Genomic DNA, 18,077 nt, shown 5'->3' on the forward strand with positions numbered 1-18,077 from the left:
GAGATGCCACCCGTCGAGGCCGTGGAGCTCTCGTCCTTCGACGCTTCGGGAAGCGTGGGCGGCGACGGTTCGGGCGGGTGGATCGAACGGGTCAACCCGGCGCGGTTCTCCCAGGTGGTCGGCCGGGTAGCGGCAGTCGGCACAGCGGGCGCCGACACCGCAGTGGTTGCCGCGCATGGGGCTTTCGACGCCTGGTCGGAGATGTCGGTCGACGAGCGTCTGGAGCTGCTCGAGGAAGCCGCGGATGCGGTGGCCGCAACATCCGACGACCTCGGCCCCTTGCTGGCCCGGGAGCTTGGCAAGGTGGTGGCCGACTGTTCCGGCGAGATGGGCTTCGCGGCGGCCTACCTGCGGCACGCAATCGCGGCGACCCGACGCGTAGGGGTCGACGATGAGCTCGACGACGACATGGGTCGGCTGCGGATCATCCGCCGTCCATACGGAGTCTGCGTGGCGATCGTTCCATGGAACGCGCCGCTGATCCTCTCGATTCTCAAGGTCGCGCCGGCCCTGGCTACTGGAAACACGATCGTGGTGAAGCCGTCACCGCTGGCTCCCCTCGCAGTCACCGCTGCGCTGCACACGATCGCCGCCGTGTTGCCACCCGGCGTGCTGTCCGTGCTGCATGGCGACGCAGAAGTGGGCGAGACCCTCGTGGGGCACCCGCTGGTGCGCAAGGTGGCCTTCACCGGTGGCGGCACCGTGGCACGCATGGTGGCAACCACCGCGGCCACCAACGTGACTCCGGTGGTGCTGGAGCTGGGCGGCAACGACGCTGCTGTTGTGCTCGACGACGCGCCCCTCGACGACGAGCTGTTCGAGCGGCTCGTTTGGGGCACCTTCCTCACGAGCGGGCAGGTTTGCATGGCCGCCAAGCGGCTGTTCGTGCACTCGTCGCGCCTGGCCGAGTTCGAGCAGGGTTACCTGGCAGCAGCCGAGCGCCTACTGGTGATGGGTGACCCACTCGACCCGCAGGTCACCGTCGGACCGATGGTGTCGGCGCAGCAACGCGACTTCGTGGCGGGCCTGGTCGCCGACTCGGCATCGCGCGGCGGCGTCGTGCACGAGCTGGGCACGGTCAGCGACGGCATCGATGTCGATGGGGGATGGTTCTGCCGGCCAACACTCGTGACGGGTGCTGCGGACGACTGGCCCGTGGTGGCCGAGGAACAGTTCGGACCCACGGTGCCACTGCTCGGCTTCGACGAGATCGACGAGGTGGTCGACCGGGTCAACGCCGACCAGTACGGCCTGGCCTCGTCGGTGTGGAGTGAGGACGAAGACCGTGCCTTCGCAATCGCGGAGCGGATCGAGGCGGGGTTCACGTTCGTCAACTGCCACAACCGGGCGGGGATGTCCCTGCGGGCGCCGTTCGGCGGGTGGAAGCAGTCCGGCTACGGACGCGAGTTCGGCGATGCCGGGGTGGCGGAGTACCTGCAGACGCACTCGATCCATGTACCGACCGCGATGCGCCTTGGCGACCGTGCACCGGAGTATTCCACCGGTGCCGACGCCTACCCGAGCTGAGGACGGTCGCCCGGCGGCAGTTGTGCGAGGCTGCCCGCATGAAGACCAGGGGATTCAAGACGCTCTCGGTAGCTGCTGCGTTCGCCGTTCTGGCCGTCGCATGCACGGGATCAGATGACGACGATGCGGGCGGCGAAGGCGATGGTGGCCAGCGTGCCATCGACGTCGGCCCTCAGGGCTACGGGGCGGTGATCACGCGCACGACTGGCGGCGTGCCACACATCCACGCCGAGAGCCTGGACGGGGTTTCCTTCGGGCAGGGGTGGGCGTCGGCCGAGGACCATCCGTGTGACCTGGTGGACCAGGTCATCAAGATCCATTCACAGCGTGCAGCCACGTTCGGTCCGGGCGAAGACGGGGAGTACATCGAGAGCGACTTCGGTTGGGCAGCACTCGGCCTCGTGGACGTCGCCAACGCCGACTGGGCAGCGGTCGAGGACGACGTGCGCGGCCACGTCGAGGCGTTCACCGCAGGATGGAATGCGTCGTTGGAGGCACAGGGCGTTGACGGAATCGAGGACTGGTGCAGGGGAGCGGAGTGGATGCGCCCCGTGACCGCCGAAGAGGTCCACGCGTATGCCAGATCGGTGGCGTTGCTGGCGTCGGGTGCCCGACTCATCGACTTCATCGCGGCCGCCCAGCCTCCCGGCTCGTCCGCTGAGGCAGGTGGCCAGGAGACCGCTCTCGCAACGACCGACCTTTCAGCATCGAGTCGGGCAAGCCTGGCCTCCAACGGCTGGGCGGTCGGCTCCGAGCTGACCGAGAACGGCTCGGGCGCGCTGATCGGCAACCCCCACTTCCCGTGGATCGGCGAGCTCCGCTTCTCCGAGGTGCACCTCAGCACCGAGGACGGCATCAACGTCTACGGGGCCCAGTTGCTCGGGCTTCCGGGCGTGGGGATCGGGTTCACCGAAGGTGTGGCATGGACCCACACCGTGTCGGCAGGCAAGCGGTTCACCGCCTACCAGATGGAACTCGCGCCCGGAGACCCCACCTCATATGTGATCGACGGCGAAGCTGTGCCCATGGATTCCAGGGAGATCACCATCGAGGTTCTCGGCGACGACGGCACGACGACGCCGGCAACCCGCACGTACTGGTCGACCGAGTTCGGCCCGGTACTCGACTTCCCGGGAGTCGGCTGGACCGACACCGCCACCGTGTCCTACCGCGACGCCAACCTGGCCAATGACCGCACTCTGCCGCAGTACGCGGCGATGATGCGGGCGGGGTCTCTCGAGGAGCTCCGGGACGCGCACGAGGAGTACCAGGGCGTGCCGCTGTTCAATACGGTGGCCGTCGGTTCCGACGGCACCACCTGGTACGCCGACACGTCGGCCACTCCCAACCTTTCTCCCGAGGCGATCGAGGCCTACGAGGCCCGGCTGGAACTGGGCGGGCTCACCAAGCTGGCAGCGGAGTCCAACGCGGTGCTGCTCGAGGGCAACACGTCGCGGGACCGTTGGGTCGACGATCCCGCGGCCCCGTGGCCAGGCGTGATCCCGTGGTCTGGCCTGCCGGGTCAGGAGCGCTCCGACTACGTGATGAATGCCAACGACAGCTACTGGATCGCCAACTCGGCTGCGCCGATCGACGGCGACTTCTCGCCCCTGCAGGGTTCGGCCGACACCGCGCGCAGCGTGCGCACCCGTCAGAACCTGGCAGTGCTCGACCTGAACACACCCGACATGCTCGCCGGCGACGACGAACTCTTCAGTGGCGACGAGCTGCGGGCCGCGGCGCTGCACAATGGTGCCTACACAACGGCGCAGTGGCTCGAGGGTGTGGTGCAGCGCTGCAACGCGGCCACGGCGCCGGTGGCCAGCGAGGAACTGCTCAGTGGCGACGGCGAGCCGGTCGTGGCACCCACCGAAGTCGACTTGTCGCGTGCATGCGCCGTGCTGGAGGCGTGGGATGGCCTCTACAACGCTGACAGCCAGGGTCCGGTGCTCTGGCGCGAGTTCACCGAGCAGGTGACGTACGGCGACCTGTGGGCCGTGCCGTTCGACGCCGCCAGCCCTGCGGACACTCCCAACGGGCTCGGCCCTGCTGTCGTCGACGGGGCCGACCAGGTGCTGCTCGGGTTGGCCAACGCCGTGGCGCTCCTGGACCACGTGGGCATCGCGCTCGATGCCCCGCTCGGGGAGATCCAGTACGACGCCCGTGTCCAGGGTGTTCGCAACCCGGTACCGGGTGGTCTTGGCGGTGAGGGCATCACGAACGTGGTCAGCGATGGCCGGCAGGCCTACTCCACCGTGCAGCCTCAGCCGGACTGGCCCGAGCGACTTGTCGCCGGCTCCACGCTCACCGAGGACGGCTACCCGGTCACCTACGGAAGCAGCTTCATGCTTGCGGTGGAGTTCGGTGACGATGGCCCACAGGGTCACTCGATCCTCACCTACGGGCAGGTGGGCGATGAGTCGAGTCCGTTGTTCGATGTCGGCGTCAAGGAGTTCGCTGCGAAGCAGTGGAAGCCTGCACTGTTCACCCCCGAAGCCGTAGCTTCTGACCCCTCGGCCACCGTCACCAACGTGTCGGGCTGAGCATCGACTCCCTGGCAGCCGACGCCCCGTGGCACCCTTGGGGACATGTCGGAACTGCGGATCGGCGACATAGCGGTTGACCCGCCTGTGGTCCTCGCGCCCATGGCGGGCGTGACCGACGCGCCGTTCCGGGTGCTGTGCGCCGAGTTCGGCGGCGGGCTGTTCGTGAACCAGATGGTGACGGCGCGTGCGCTGGTCGAGGGCCACGAGAAGTCCTGGGACCTCGCCCGGTTCCACCCGGCGGAGAAGATCCGTTCGCTCCAGCTATACGGCACCGACCCCCACTACGTCGCCGAGGCCGTGCGTCGTCTGGTCGGCGGCGGCATGGTCGACCACCTCGACATGAACTTCGGCTGCCCGGCCCCCAAGGTGACCCGAAACGGTGGGGGAGCGGCTCTTCCGTGGAAGCGCAAGCTGCTCGCCTCCGTGATCGATGCGGCGGTCCGCGCGGCTGATGCCGAGTCCGCAGGAAGCGTGCCGGTCTCGGTGAAGTTCCGCATGGGCATCGACGACGACCACATCACCTACCTCGATACCGGTCGTATCGCCGCGGACGCCGGGGCCGCGTCGCTCGCACTGCACGCACGCACTGCGCTCGACCACTACGGCCCGCCGGCGCGGTGGGAGGCCATCGCAGAGCTGAAGCAGAGCATCGGCGGGATTCCCGTGCTCGGCAATGGCGACATCACCTGTGCCGGCGATGCTGGTGAGATGGTTGCGCTCACCGGTTGCGACGGTGTGGTGATCGGCCGGGGATGCCTGGGTCGGCCGTGGCTGTTCGGTGAGCTCGAGGCCCACTTCCGCGGCGAGCCAGTGGCTGGCGGTCCGTCGCTCGGCGAGGTCGCCGAGGTGATCCGGCGCCATGCGGGCCTGTTCGTGGAATGGCACGGCAGCGAGCGGCGTCTGCCCGCGTTCCGCAAGCACCTGGCCTGGTACTTCAAGGGCTACCCGGTCGGGTCCGAACTGCGCCGGGCAGCCGGCCAGGTGATGACCATCGCCGACATCGAGGCGATCCTCGACAAGTTGGACCCGGATGCCCCCGCTCCGTCGGCCGCAGCCGGGTTCAACCGCAGCCACTCCAACCCCCTCAAGCGGGTGGCCCTGCCTGACGGCTGGCTGGATGACCGCGACTCCCAACCCGTGCTGGCAGCCGAGCCCGCAGCGGTCATGTCCGGTGGCTGAGCCCGCACTGGTGCTCGCGTCTGCCTCGCCGCGCCGGCACGAACTGCTGGCGCGGATCGTGGACAGCTTCGACATCGTTTCCACCGACGTCGACGAGACGCCCCTGCTCGATGAGGAGCCGACCGCCATGGTGGAGCGTCTGGCCATCTCCAAGGCGGAGGCCGGGGCCGCCGCCCGCACCGATGCCGTTGTGCTCGGCGCCGACACCACCGTGGCCCTGGATGGCCAGGCGATCGGCAAGCCTGTGGACCCCGCCGATGCGCGGCGCATCCTGCAGGCGTTGTCCGGACGTACCCATGAGGTGCACACCGCCGTGGCCATGGCGGCGCCCGCTCGGCCGACAGTCGTTCGCACCGTGACAGCCGCCGTCACCTTCGCAGACCTCGGCGCCGAGGAGATCGACTGGTACGTCGCCACCGGTGAGCCCATGGGCAAGGCGGGCGCCTATGCGATCCAGGGCGCGGGTGCTGTGCTGGTGGAACGGGTGGTGGGTGATCCGTCGACCGTCATCGGCCTGCCGATGCGTGCTGTGTCGCGGCTGCTCGGTGCTCGCTGAGTCAGGGGTGAACTGAATCGTCGACGCAGTAGGCGAACCACTGGTAGTCGAGCGGATGCAGGCCGTCGAAGGAGTCGCCGGCCTGCCCGCGACAGTCGATCACGTCCGGGTAGGTGGCGATCAGGTGGTCATAGATCGGCTGGTAGTTGACCGCGTGCCCCCAGGTTGGTTCGAGCACCCACCGCACCGGCACGCCGAGCGATGCCAGCTCGGCGTCGAATTCGTCCATGGCCGTGATGATCGCGGCGGCGGTCGTGCCCACCGACAGGTCGTTGACGCCGCCCATTGCGATCACGACGTCCGGCAGGTGGGTCTCGACCCCGGCGTTGATGACGTTGTCGCGGATTCGCCCGTTGAACAGCGCCGCGTGGTCCACGAACCCGGACGCTCCGGTGGCGGTCAGCCAGAACGGCTCATGGGGCATGTGCCGGGCCGTGTGGTGCGCCAACGAGTCACCCGCGAACCACACGGCGGTCTCGGGTGGCGGGCCGGTATAGGGCCCCGGTTCACCACCGGGTCCGTAGGTGGTGCCAGCTGTGCAGCCGACGCCCATCAGCGTGGCGGCAACAACAGCCACGAACCCCAACGACCTCGCCCCGATGAAACGCATGTGATGAGGGTAGTGACCGGGGCCTCAGGGTGCAGAGGGCAGGCGGTCGGCCCACTGAACGGCCTGCTCCAGCTGGGCCGCAACACGGATCAATGTGGCCTCGTCGAACGGCGGTGCCGCCAGTTGCACCCCAACGGGAAGCCCGGCTTCGGACACGTGAACGGGCAGGCTGATCGCCGGCTGGCCCGTCACGTTGAACACGGCTGTGTAGGCGGCCATCGGAGTGGCGTTGACCATGGGGGCGGTGGGCGACTCGTCGGCGCCGGTCCAGATCCACCCCACCTCCGGTGGCTCGATGGCCATCGTGGGGGTCAACAGCAGGTCGAAGTCACGTCCGAACTGCGGTGTGAAGTCCCGCGAGGCCTTCTGGAGCATGATCACCGATTCGGTGTAGGAGATCGAGTCGGTGTCGCGGGCTCCGGCGAGGCTCTCGCGGTTGTGAGGCTCCAGCAGGTCGAGATCGGTGAGCTCGTACCCCGCCGAGATCGTCGACCAGACAGTCAGGAACCCGCCCATGAAGCCGGCGGCGTCGGGCCAGCGGACGTCATCGGTCTGGACTTCGTGGCCGAGTTCCTCGAGCATCCGGGCGGCCGATTCCGCCGCCTCCACACAGGCGGGCGCCGGATCCACGCCCACTGCGTTGGCGGTGGAGAGGCGGATGCGCAACCGACCCGGGTCGGCGCCCACCTCATCGCTCAGGGGCCGGGCCAGCGGCGGCGCCACCTCCCACGATGCCTGGTCCAGCTGGGACATCACGTCGACGATCGCGGCCTGGTCGGCCACGTCGCGCGTCACGACGCCCTGGGTTGATGCGCTGATCATCTTGGTCGGGCCGCTGGTGATCCGGTTGCGGGATGCCTTCAGCCCCACGAGGCCGTTGCAGCTCGAGGGAATCCGGATGGACCCGCCGCCGTCGGAGGCATGTGCAGCCGGCAGCATGCCGGCGGCAACCGCTGCTCCGGCTCCACCGGAGGACCCGCCGGGCGTGTGGTCGGTGTTCCACGGGTTTCGCGTGGCGCCCAGTCGCTCTGACTCGGTGACCGACACCGACCCGAACTCCGGAGTGGTGGTCTTGCCCGAGAACACGAACCCGGCGCTGCGCAACCGGGCCACGGGTGGGTGGTCAGCCTGCTTGGGTGTGTCACTGGATGCTCGGCTTCCGAGCGTGGTCGGCCAGCCCTCGACGTCGTTGAGGTCCTTGATGAGCATCGGGACCCCGGCAAATGGGCCCAGCTCGTCGGCGCGGTTGTTGGCAACCGCATCGTCGACCGACGCGGCGTCGGCCCGTGCCCGGTCGTCGTCGCGAAAGCAGACGGCATTCAGCGCCGGGTCGAGCCGGTCGATCGCCTCCAGGTGGGCTTCCAGTGCCTCCGCGGCACCAATGTCACCGGTTCGTATCGACTTCGCCAGGTCCAGCGCGCTCTTGGTCGTCATGGCCCGTGACGGTAGCGCCTTGCGGGCCGGTGAGGTCGGCTCCATCGCCTGCGTGTGCCACCGCACCGGAGCTGCCGGTGTCGGCACGCTTCGCTTCGTACATGGCCGCGTCGGCCATCGTCATCAGCAGTTCGGGGGCCTGTCCGGGGCTGTCCGCCTCGATCGATGCGACGCCGACGCTGGCGGACACGCGCAGGTGGGAGTCCTTCCACCGGATCGGTTCCTGGATTGCCGCAAGGATGCGGCGCGCCAGGCCCTGTGCCTCCGCAGGTGTCACCTCGTGCAGCACGGCCAGGAACTCGTCGCCGCCCATGCGCAACACGAGGTCGGCGGGGCGCAAGGTCGTGCGCAGCCGGTCCGCAGTGATACGCAGCACGGTGTCTCCGGCGTCGTGGCCATGGGTGTCGTTGACGGACTTGAATAGGTCCAGGTCGATGGACAGCAGCGCGCCGGGCAGCGACGCCGGGTTATGAAGCTCGTCGAGCACGTCGTCGAGCACCGCGCGGTTGAGCAGCCCGGTGAGGGGGTCGTGGGTGGCCTGGACCTGGAGCTCCTGTCGGGCGCGGTCCAGTTGGCTGGTGGTCGTGCCGAGCGTGCGGGCGAGTTGCATCATTCGCCATACGATGATGAACGAGACGAGCACCACAGAGGTCGCCACCCAGATCACGGGAAGGGGCTCCGGAGGCATGGCTGCGATGACGATCACGAGCGGCCCCAGCAGGGCTCCGAAGCCGAGCAACCCGATGCGGCCCCAGTGCAGCACCTCTGCGCCGCGTGGGCGCCCGAAGCGCACTGCGGCGCCGGTCGCTATGCCAGCGGCGAGCAGGGTCCACGTGAGCGGGTAGAGCCCCTCGATCACACGACGCATCGAGTCACTCGGGGACTGCAACTCCACGGCGTGGGCCATGTCGGCGATGAGGCTGAGCCCCATGCCGGTGGCCAGCAGGCCGAGGTGTGCGCGGGTCAGTGTCGGCGTCGCGACCAGCCAGACCAGCGCTGCCAGCAGGATCAGGTCGAGAAGGGGATATCCGGCGGCGAGCAACCGAAGCGCCCAGTTGGCGCCATCGCCATTGGTTGGCACGTGCGCCACGTACTCGATCAGCAGGACGACCGGAGGCACGAGCATCACAGCGCCGTCGATCAGTCCCTTGCGGATCTCCGAGCGGCCGTGTCGCCGGATGAGAGTCCAGATGCCGGAGGCCAGCAGCGCATAGCCGGCGAGGTAGATGAGGTCGGATGGGTTCTCCTCCGATGGAGTGCTCCATCCTCTGAATCGCAGCACCGCCTCGAGGCTGGCCGCGGTGACGAACGCGATGACTCCCCAGGCCATCCTCACCCAGTGGTGCTTGGCCGATGTGCCGCGCATCGATGCGATCAGGGCCAGCACCGGCACCCATGCCGCCAGCAGGAACACGGCGAGGCGCACCCCGCCGGACGTGTGCATGGAGACGAGCCCGCCGATGGCGGCCCAGGCAGCGCCGAAGAGCACCAGGCCCGGTGCGGGCCGCTGCCGAAGCGCTTCGGGGCTGGGGGTGCCGTTGTTGTCCATGTCTGGCCCGCTCCGCGGCCGGTTGCCGACTCGAGCAAGGGTACCGAGGGTGTCCGGGGGTCACTCCTGCGGTTTCCGGTGCCACCTGACAAGTCCCACAAGAGCCCGGCGCTGTGGGCACGGGTATGGCGTTGCCACCGACCTGATGCGGGCGTACAGTGGACCCGATGACTCCCCGAGCACTTGCCCTCCTTCTGCTGACCTAGGCGAGCCCGCTCCTGCGTGCTCGCCGAACCTCCTGCAAAAGCAGGAGGTTCTTCAGTTTTCGGACCAAGTTCCGCTCGACCCTCGTATCCGACCCAGGAAGCAATCCGATGTCCCACAGAACCCAGACGACGCAGATGCCCTTCGACAAGTACCGGCCCTTCCTGCCGCTCGCGGGTGACCCCGACGGCTCACCCAACGGTGGGCTGGCTACCCGCACATGGCCCAACAACGTGCTCACCACCGCCCCCACGTGGTGCTCGGTGGACCTCCGTGACGGCAACCAGGCGCTGATCGACCCGATGGATCCGGTGCGCAAGGCCAAGATGTTCGAGACGTTGGTCGAAATGGGGTTCAAGGAGATCGAGGTCGGGTTCCCTTCGGCCTCGCAGACCGACTACGACTTCTTGCGCGAGCTCATCGAGGGTGACCTGATCCCCGAGGACGTCACCATCCAGGTGCTGGTGCAGTGCCGCCGCGAGCTGATCGAGCGCACCTACCAGGCGCTTCGCGGCGCGCCCCAGGCGATGGTGCACTTCTACAACTCCACATCCGAGCTCCAGCGTCGCGTGGTGTTCCACTCCGAGCGCGAGGGCATAACGGCGCTCGCGGTGGACGCGGCGAAGCTCTGCCGCGAGCTCGAGGGGCATGCGGGCGACACCCGCCTGCGCTACGAGTACTCCCCGGAGTCGTTCACGGGCACGGAGCCCGACTTCGCGATCGAGATCTCTGCCGCGGTCATGGATGCTCTCGAGCTCGGCGAGGGCCCCGATGGCCAGCCCGAAAAGGTGGTCATCAACGTGCCTGCCACCGTGGAGATGTACATGCCCAACATCTACGCCGATGTGGTCGAACACGTGCATCGCAACATGCCCGACCGCTCGAGGGCGATCCTGTCGGTACACCCGCACAACGACCGCGGGACCGCCGTTGCTGCGGCCGAGATGGCCCTTCTGGCAGGCGCCGAGCGTGTCGAGGGCACGCTGTTCGGCAACGGTGAGCGCACGGGCAACGTGGACGTGGTGACGATGGCACTCAACATGTTCACCCAGGGCGTGGACCCTGGACTGGACTGCTCCGACATCGATGCAATCCGTCGAACGGCGGAGTACTGCAACCGCCTGTCGGTGCATGAGCGCCACCCCTACGCGGGAGACCTTGTGTACACGGCGTTCTCCGGCTCTCACCAGGATGCGATCAAGAAGGGCCTCACCGCCCTCGGCGGCAACGAGGACCTCGGCCGGCCGGCCGGCGACTACGAGTCGTGGGAGGTGCCTTACCTGCCGATCGACCCGGCACACCTCGGGCGGACCTACGAGGCCGTGATCCGGGTCAACAGCCAGTCGGGCAAGGGTGGCGTCGCCTACATCATGTCGGCCGAGCACGGACTCGAGCTGCCGCGTCGGTTGCAGATCGAGTTCTCCAAGACGATCCAGCACATCACCGAGGACACGGGCACGGAGATCACGGCTGCCGCGATGTGGGATGCCTTTGCCGCCGAGTACCTGGGCAGTGTCGATGGGCAGGGTGATGGTGGTGCCAAGGGCATCGTGTTCCGTTCGGCCGAGGCCACGACGCGTGCCGACGGAGCCGAAGTGACGGTCCAGCTCGTGGTCGATGGCGAACCCACGACCGTTAACGGGTCCGGCGGAGGACCGATATCGGCGTTCATGAACGGCCTCGGCGAGACGTTGGGAACGAAGCTCGAGGTCGTCGACTACAGCGAGCACGCGGTATCCGCCGGAACGGACGCCACTGCGGCTGCCTATGTGGCGCTACAGGCTCCCGACGGCACCATCCGCTGGGGTGTCGGGATGCACGAGTCCATCCTGCTCGCCTCGCTGCGAGCCGTGGTCTCAGCTGTCAACCGCCACGATGCCCGGGCGGGCTGACGGGCGGCTCAGCGCCCGGTGGTGATGTAGTCGTGCAGCGTGCGGGCTTCGGCTTCGAGCTCGCCGACACGGTGCTTCACCACGTCGCCGATGGACACGATCCCGGCCAGCTGTCCGTCGATCACGACGGGCAGGTGACGCATGCGATGCTCGGTCATTATCCGCATGAGGTCATCGCAGGTGTCACCCGGTTCACAGGTGCGCACCTCCGCGGTCATGACGGTCTCGACGGTCTCGGCCAGCGCTGACTGGCCCCGTTCGGCCAGCCGGCGCACGATGTCGCGCTCGGAGACGATTCCCTCGATCCGGCGGCCATCGGAGGACACGACCAGCGCTCCGACGCCGCGGAGGCGCAACTCGGATGCCGCGTCGGTGAGCTTTGCGGTTGCGCCGATCGTGGCGACAGTGCTGCCCTTTTCGTTGATGATCGTGGCGACTCGCATGTGATGTCCTCCTGGCCCCTCTATGTCTCCGGGTAGCCGTGTACCCGGGCGGTTTCAGTGTACGGATGCACCCAGTAACAACATTATGACCGACTGTGGTCGATGTGTCATCGGGCACACTCAGCTTGCTGATGGACACCGCCGGTGGCTGGGGATCAGGGCCTGTCCGTCAGGGCATTGATGGCGGCCGGGAGGTCCGCCGCCGGTAAGGGGGCAGAGATCAAGCGACCCTGGCCGAGGGTGCAGCCCAGCTCGGCCAGCGCCTCGCGTTGGCTCTCGGTCTCGATGCCGTCGGCTATCACAGCGAGGTCGATCGCGGAGGCCAGACTCACCACCGCCGTGGCGATGGCCGTGGAGCGCGGGTTGGACCCGATCTCCGCCACGAACGACCGGTCAAGCTTCACCACGTCGATCGGCAGCTCCTTTAGGTAAGTCAGCGGTGAGTAGCCGGTGCCGAAGTCGTCCAGAGCGATGTTGATCCCCATGCCCGTCAGGTCACCCAGGATGCCGCGGGTCGTCTTGAGCTCCTCGAGCAGGACCGTCTCGGTGATCTCGAGGCAAATCCGCGAGGGGTCGACGCTTCTGGACTCGATCAGCTCGGCCATGCTGGCCACGAACCCGGGTGCCTGTAGCTGGCGCACGGACACGTTGACCGCCATGGCCAACGAGTCAAGGCCGTGACGGTCCCATTGGGCAAGCTGATCCAGCGCGCTGCGCATCACCCAGGTGCCGATCGGGATGATCAGACCCGTGTCCTCGGCGACGGGCACGAACGTGTCCGGCGGGATCGACTGTCCATCCATGCGCCAACGCAGCAGCGTCTCCACTCCGACAACACCGAAGTCGTCGAGCCGTGCGACTGGCTGATAGGCGAGCGTGAAGTCCTCACTCTCCACGGCGGCCCTGAGCTCACGCTCTAGTTGGTGGCGCGATACCGCAGCGCGGCGCAACTCGTCGTCGAAGGTCGCCCAGCACCGTCGCCCGGTTGACTTGGCGTGGTACATCGCAGTGTCGGCGTCACGCAGCAGGCTTGCCGGGTCGAGGTCGGCCGCGCTGGAGTGGGCGATCCCGATCGACACGCCGGTGTGGATCTGGTGTTCTTCGACGTCGAAGGGCGCCGTCAGGGCGGCATCGATGCGCTCGGCGATCGACTCGGCGTCGCTGCGCTCACCGATGCGCTGGCACACCACCACGAACTCGTCGCCGCCGAACCTCGTCACCGTCTCGTCGGGTCGCACCACGGCGCCGATCCGCCTGGCGCACTGCTGAAGCAGCTGGTCGCCGACCTCGTGGCCGAGGCTGTCGTTCACGACCTTGAAGTGGTCGAGGTCGATGAACAACAGTGCGACGCTCGCCGTCGCGGAGTCGTGGTGCTGCTCGGCGATCTCCCCGAGTTCCCGCAGCAGGGCCAGTCGGTTCGGAAGGCCGGTCAGCTGGTCGTGGGTGGCCTCGTATTCGAGGCTCGCCTCGAGCTGCTTCGTTTCGGTGATGTCGTGGGTGACGGTCGAGAACTGGCGGGCGCGACCCTGTTCGTCGCGGTGCATCATCAGCTCCACGCGCATCATGCGCTTGTCGCCATTGGCGCTGACGGATTCGACCTCGCCCGACCACCACCCGGTGGCGCCGAGTTGCTTCATTATCTCCCCGAAGCCGTCGGCCTTGGGCAGGCTCAAAGGCCACTGCGTGTGCAGTCGTGACTCGTACTCCTGCTCGCTGAGGCCGAAGAAGTCGCGCCCGGTGCGGTTGATGAACACCAGCCTGCCCTCGGCGTCGACCACCATCACCGTGTCCTCGGTGAGGCCGAATATCTCGAGCAGGCTCTGGTGTTCCTGCTCGGCGCGGACCTCGGCAGTCGCGTCCTCGATTCCACCGAACCGCTTGGCACGCCCGTCGGCGTCGATGACCACGGTCGAACGCACGTCGACCCAGCGATACTCCCCGTCGGGTCGCCTGATCCTGAGCCGAACCGGCGGCTGCGGCCCGGGTTCCCTCTCAGCCGGGCCGGCGTGGACCATTTCGTCGACGAGGATTGCCTGCCAGCCGTTGCCCGCTGCCTCGGCTGCGGTCATGCCCGTGATCTCCTCCCAACGCGGGTTGACGTCAACGAGTCCGGCGTCTTGGTCGATCTCGAACAGTCCGGTCGAGGAGGACACGGCCAGGGATCCGAACGCCACCGAGGCCGACTCCAGATCGTGTTCGGCCTGCACGTCGCGGAGGTTCCACACGACCGCTGCCACGTCGGGATCGTCGAGTTGGTTGCAGACCGTCATCTGTCTCCACCGGATGCCTTCGTCGGTGCCCAGCAGCGGTGCCTCGAACACCTCAGTATGGCCGGGGACGGAGACGCATCGCCGCAGGACCCCCTTCAGGGTGGCCCGGTCCTCCTCACCGAGAGCCAGGGCGAGGTCGACGCCGACGATGTCCTTGGGGTCCCACTTCCAGGACCTGGTTCGCGACTCGGAGGCCCACGTGATAATCCCGTCCCTGTCGGTGAGAAGCACCCGGTCGTGGCTGTTGCGGAGCAACGCTCGATGCCGCCGTTCGGAGGAGGAGAGGCGTTCGCCGGCCAGGACGCGCTCGTGTGAGTCCGTGATCGCAAGTGCGAGACCGTCGAAGGCGGGGTTCTCGCGTAGATCGCGACCGACGACGTCGGTCCACCGCCACCCGCGGTTGCGGTGCCTGATCCGCACGGTCACCGGTGTTGGCAGCGGGAGCTCCTGTCCTTCGTGGGAGCGCCAGGAGTCGATGGCCTCGCCCAGGGACGCGATGTCATCGGGGTGAACCAGTTCCACGGGATTCAGGCGGGCGAACTCCTCCTCGGTGTAACCGGCTGCGGTGCCGACTCCGGAACTGGCCCACTTGATGGTGGAGTCCTCGTTCAGGACCAGAACCGCGTTCGCCGAGATGCTGAGCAGCATCCGCAAGAAGTCCTCGCTGGGGCGGCTCGCGCCACCAGCGGGTTCCTCCTCGGCCCGCGGGACCCGGGGGATCTTCGGGCTGGCGGAGGAGACATCCTGCACGGAGACAACGACCGCGCCGATGCCGGGCTCGTCGAGGCATCGCGTGGCCAGCATCTCCAGCCAGCGCCAGTCGCCATCCTTGGTCGCCAGCCGCACGCGGATTCCGTTGCGGGTGCCGTCGGTGCCGTGGACCACGGCGGCGTGGCGCCGGTGCGAGCGTTGGCGGTCCTCGGGATGGACGTGCTCGAGCAGGTCCCGCCCGACGTAGTCACACGGGTCGAGGCCGGTCAGTCTGGTGATCCCGGGCGCGATCGAGCGGACGGTGCCGTTGCGTTCGAGCAGCGCCAGCAACTGGTGTGTTGCCACGGCCCCAGCGTAGGGACAAACGAGGTGGTCCGGTAGGTTGAGTGTGGTTCGACCCGGTTCCGGTCAGCCGCTACTGGTGGCGGTGCCGTCGAGCGCCGCGCCCTCTGACTCCTGCCGGGACTCCAGGTCGGCCTCCCGCTGTGCCTTGTCGGCCTCCAGACGGGCCTGCGCGGCGTACTCGGACACGGCGTCGAAGCACTCGCCCTCGATTCCGCGCAGGGAGAGCACCCGTCGGACCGATGCCTCGACCTGTTCGGCGGGGATCCTGCCCTCGGTGATCGCCTCGACGAGGCGTTCATGCACGCCGTTCACGACGTCGGTTCCCGAGACCAGAGCGATGTCGGCTCCAGCCGAGATCGCGAGTTCGGCAGCCTCGGCCTGCGTGTGGTCATCCACGATGGCGCCCATGCCAAGGGAATCGGTCATCACGACGCCTCCGAAGCCTTCGGAGTTGCGGAGCTCGTCGGTGATGGCGGCTCGTGAGAGCGATGCCGGCTCGCCGTCGGCGGTGAGACCCGGTACCTCGGCATGCGCCACCATGACCGCTGGCGCACCCGCCTCGAACGCCGAGCGGAACGGGGCCATATCCACGGCGCGCAGTTCCTCGACCGGGTCGAGTGTGGGTAGTGAGTTGTGCGGATCGACGCCTGCACCGCCGATGCCCGGCCAGTGCTTCACCACCGGCGTCACGCCACCGGCTGCGTTGGCATTGCCCACGGCGACTGCGAACTCGCTGACAGTCGTGGGATCGTCGCCGAAGGAGCGGCTGCCCAGGCCGGCGCCGCTGCCCACGTCGGCGACCGGCGCGAAGTTCATGGTCACGCCCATGTCCGCCATGCGCCGGGCGTGGGCCTCGACCTCGTTCGCGGCCTGCGCGGGCGTGCCTTCTGCCATGTCTTCGGCCGATGGCAGGCGGCCTGCGGAGTAGCGCAGCCGCTGCACCGTGCCGCCCTCCTCGTCGACGGCCACGCTGATGGGCAGCACCGACAGCCCTGCGGTGGCCTCGATCGCATCGGCCACGTCGCTGCGCTGGTTTCCCTTGAGGCCGTATCCGCTGACGGTTCCGGCCTCCAGGGCGTCTGCGGCATGGGATGGATCCGCAACCATGACCATCACCAGCTGGGCTGCCTGGCCGGAGGTGGGCAGCGTGCTCGCGCAGTCGGGTGCCCGGGTCGTGGTGGTCGTGGAACTGGTGGTGGGCGCCGTCGATGTGGCCACCTTGCCGGAAACCTGCTGGTTGGAGGTGCCTGCACAAGCGGCGCCGAGCAGCGCCAGCAGCAACGCACCCGCTGTCAGGATCGTCCGGGCGCCGGGCATGGATTGCGACGCTACCGCAGGCTCTCCGATGGCACCCCAAACGACAGCGCACTGCGGTCAGCTAGTGGCGCAGAGTGTTGTTGCCTCTTTCAGAACGGCAACCCCGGATGGCCCAACACGCCCAGTGGGTCCATTTCGGCCTTGGCCGCAGCCAGTACCCGTCTCGTGGCGGATGGAGTCGATCGGCGCCACTGCCCCGCGTTGGTCGGGCCGATCCCGTGTTCGGCACTCCATGACCCCGCGAACCTGGTGGTCACCAGCTCGTGGACAGCTGCTCGCAGGGCGCGGCGGTCGGACTCCGAAATGGCCACGTCGTGGGGAACAACCACGTTGGCGTGCACCCCACCGTCGCCCCAGTGGCCAAAGTCCGCCACTGCCAGCTCGGGCCTGACCGAGTGGGCGGTGTCGCGCACGGCAGCACGCAGGGCGGGCAAGTGGGCGGGCTGAACACAGAGGTCGAAGCCGATCACCTCGCCCTGTGAGGCGAGTCCCTCGGTGATGCCGTGGCGCAGGGCCCAGGCCTCGGTGCGTGGCACCGCAAGTGCCCGGTCGTGCACATTCGCGTCGACGAGGGCATCCAGGAGGCTGTCCGCCACCCCGGTTCCCCCCGAGCACTCCACGAGCACGGTGACGGCCGGCTCCGCACCCGGGTCGACCGGATGCGGAATCGAAGCCCGTTGCAGACCCGCGGAAACCGCCCGGGGGCACATGACCTCGAAGGCGGTGAGGCCGGATCCGAGCGCACGCCTCAATGCGGGGAGCAAGCTGACTGCCTCGATGTCCGCCGTGGGTCCGATCAGAGCTGTTGCGCGCTCCGCCGGCAGCGGGGTGAGTGACACCGCGCATGCGGTGATGACCCCGAGTGATCCGGCTGATCCGACCAGCAGCCGGGCAGGGTCGGGTCCGGTGTTGTCCTTTCGCAGTCCCCTGACGTCGCCGATCACCGAAACGTCGTCGTCTGCCAGCACCGCCTGCACGCCCAGTACGTGGGCCGACATGTCCCCGTGAGCCATGACCCTCGAGCCGCCGGTGTTCGTTGCCACCATGGCCCCGATCGCAGGATCCGCCGCGAGGTCCACCGGGAGCTCGAGGCCGTGCCTGCTGGCAGCCTCGTTGAGCGCCGACAGCCGGACACCGGCCGAGACCACCGCCACCGCGTCGGCCGGACGAACCTCGAGGCGGTCGGCCATGGCATTGGTGCTGAGCACCACCGGAGCCGGTCCTTCAGGGGGAGGGGTGGAAGCACCCACCAGCCCCGTGTTGGCGCCCTGGGGTATGAGGCGCCGGCGATGGTCGCGAGCCCAACTCACGATCGCTCGCACCTCCTCGATGTCACCCGGCACGGCAACTGCGAAGGCCGGGCCCGACGGGCCGCGCCATGGCACCTCGTGGGCGCGTGCGTCGGCGCCGGTGCGAAGCGGCCGGGCCAGCAGGTCGGCCAGTTCGACGAGTGAGTCGTCCACGGCTCCATCTTGGCCGCATCGCGGCCTTGTC

12 protein-coding genes are annotated in these 18,077 nt (G+C 68.3%); 5 read left to right on the forward strand and 7 right to left on the reverse strand.

Features of this window, described 5'->3' with window-relative positions:
• Nucleotides 1–3: 3 nt before the first annotated feature.
• Genes GY812_08720 through GY812_08735 form a run of 4 tightly spaced genes read left to right on the forward strand, consistent with a single transcriptional unit; the run spans nt 4 to nt 5,808 of the window.
• A complete protein-coding gene (locus GY812_08720; protein MCP4435560.1) occupies nt 4–1,527 on the forward strand; it encodes an aldehyde dehydrogenase family protein in 1,524 nt (507 codons plus the stop codon).
• Between the two features lie 38 nt (nt 1,528–1,565).
• Entirely contained in the window at nt 1,566–4,070 is a 2,505-nt protein-coding gene (locus GY812_08725) for an acylase (GenBank protein ID MCP4435561.1), read from the forward strand.
• A 45-nt stretch (nt 4,071–4,115) separates the two neighbouring features.
• Nucleotides 4,116–5,252: a tRNA dihydrouridine synthase DusB gene (gene dusB / locus GY812_08730; GenBank protein ID MCP4435562.1), complete on the forward strand. Its 1,137-nt coding sequence runs from the start codon at nt 4,116–4,118 to the stop codon at nt 5,250–5,252.
• Complete coding sequence (locus GY812_08735) at nt 5,191–5,808, forward strand: septum formation inhibitor Maf (GenBank protein MCP4435563.1); 618 nt, start codon at nt 5,191–5,193, stop codon at nt 5,806–5,808. Before dusB ends, GY812_08735 begins: the two co-directional genes overlap by 62 nt.
• Nucleotide 5,809: 1 nt before the next feature.
• Here GY812_08735 and GY812_08740 read toward each other — a convergent pair whose 3' ends face one another.
• From GY812_08740 to GY812_08750, 3 genes are read right to left on the reverse strand one after another with little or no spacing between them, the layout of a single operon-like run.
• Nucleotides 5,810–6,418, reverse strand: a complete 609-nt coding sequence (locus GY812_08740) for a hypothetical protein (GenBank protein MCP4435564.1) — start codon at nt 6,416–6,418, stop codon at nt 5,810–5,812.
• Between the two features lie 24 nt (nt 6,419–6,442).
• Entirely contained in the window at nt 6,443–7,852 is a 1,410-nt protein-coding gene (locus GY812_08745; protein ID MCP4435565.1) for an amidase, read from the reverse strand.
• Nucleotides 7,803–9,401 carry a GGDEF domain-containing protein gene (locus tag GY812_08750; GenBank protein MCP4435566.1) on the reverse strand — a complete coding sequence of 533 codons (1,599 nt, stop codon included), beginning with the start codon at nt 9,399–9,401 and terminating at the stop codon, nt 7,803–7,805. Before GY812_08750 ends, GY812_08745 begins: the two co-directional genes overlap by 50 nt.
• Before the next feature lie 341 nt (nt 9,402–9,742).
• On the opposite strand from GY812_08750, the gene leuA reads away from it, so the two are divergent.
• Entirely contained in the window at nt 9,743–11,497 is a 1,755-nt protein-coding gene (gene leuA / locus GY812_08755; protein ID MCP4435567.1) for a 2-isopropylmalate synthase, read from the forward strand.
• Between the two features lie 8 nt (nt 11,498–11,505).
• Here leuA and GY812_08760 read toward each other — a convergent pair whose 3' ends face one another.
• The 4 genes from GY812_08760 to GY812_08775 all read right to left on the reverse strand — a co-directional run bounded on the left by GY812_08760 (nt 11,506) and on the right by GY812_08775 (nt 18,046).
• A complete protein-coding gene (locus GY812_08760) occupies nt 11,506–11,940 on the reverse strand; it encodes a CBS domain-containing protein (GenBank protein ID MCP4435568.1) in 435 nt (144 codons plus the stop codon).
• Nucleotides 11,941–12,095: 155 nt separating this feature from the next.
• Nucleotides 12,096–15,266 (reverse strand): EAL domain-containing protein, encoded by a 3,171-nt coding sequence (locus GY812_08765; protein ID MCP4435569.1) that lies wholly within the window; start codon nt 15,264–15,266, stop codon nt 12,096–12,098.
• 63 nt (nt 15,267–15,329) lie between these two features.
• The gene (locus GY812_08770; GenBank protein MCP4435570.1) at nt 15,330–16,583 is read right to left on the reverse strand and encodes a glycoside hydrolase family 3 protein; all 1,254 of its coding nucleotides are present in this window, start codon (nt 16,581–16,583) and stop codon (nt 15,330–15,332) included.
• A gap of 89 nt (nt 16,584–16,672) precedes the next feature.
• The gene (locus GY812_08775; protein ID MCP4435571.1) at nt 16,673–18,046 is read right to left on the reverse strand and encodes an FAD-binding oxidoreductase; all 1,374 of its coding nucleotides are present in this window, start codon (nt 18,044–18,046) and stop codon (nt 16,673–16,675) included.
• Nucleotides 18,047–18,077 lie beyond the last annotated feature (31 nt).

This window comes from Actinomycetes bacterium, from assembly GCA_024222295.1.
GTDB lineage: Bacteria > Actinomycetota > Acidimicrobiia > Acidimicrobiales > Microtrichaceae > JAAEPF01.

Coding starts and splice junctions, on each gene's coding strand:
- GY812_08720 (MCP4435560.1), top strand. CDS start 4: ATGCCACCCGTCGAGGCCGTGGAGCTCTCGTCCTTCGACGCTTCGGGA.
- GY812_08725 (MCP4435561.1), top strand. CDS start 1,566: ATGAAGACCAGGGGATTCAAGACGCTCTCGGTAGCTGCTGCGTTCGCC.
- dusB (MCP4435562.1), top strand. CDS start 4,116: ATGTCGGAACTGCGGATCGGCGACATAGCGGTTGACCCGCCTGTGGTC.
- GY812_08735 (MCP4435563.1), top strand. CDS start 5,191: ATGACCGCGACTCCCAACCCGTGCTGGCAGCCGAGCCCGCAGCGGTCA.
- GY812_08740 (MCP4435564.1), bottom strand. CDS start 6,418: ATGCGTTTCATCGGGGCGAGGTCGTTGGGGTTCGTGGCTGTTGTTGCC.
- GY812_08745 (MCP4435565.1), bottom strand. CDS start 7,852: ATGACGACCAAGAGCGCGCTGGACCTGGCGAAGTCGATACGAACCGGT.
- GY812_08750 (MCP4435566.1), bottom strand. CDS start 9,401: ATGGACAACAACGGCACCCCCAGCCCCGAAGCGCTTCGGCAGCGGCCC.
- leuA (MCP4435567.1), top strand. CDS start 9,743: ATGCCCTTCGACAAGTACCGGCCCTTCCTGCCGCTCGCGGGTGACCCC.
- GY812_08760 (MCP4435568.1), bottom strand. CDS start 11,940: ATGCGAGTCGCCACGATCATCAACGAAAAGGGCAGCACTGTCGCCACG.
- GY812_08770 (MCP4435570.1), bottom strand. CDS start 16,583: ATGCCCGGCGCCCGGACGATCCTGACAGCGGGTGCGTTGCTGCTGGCG.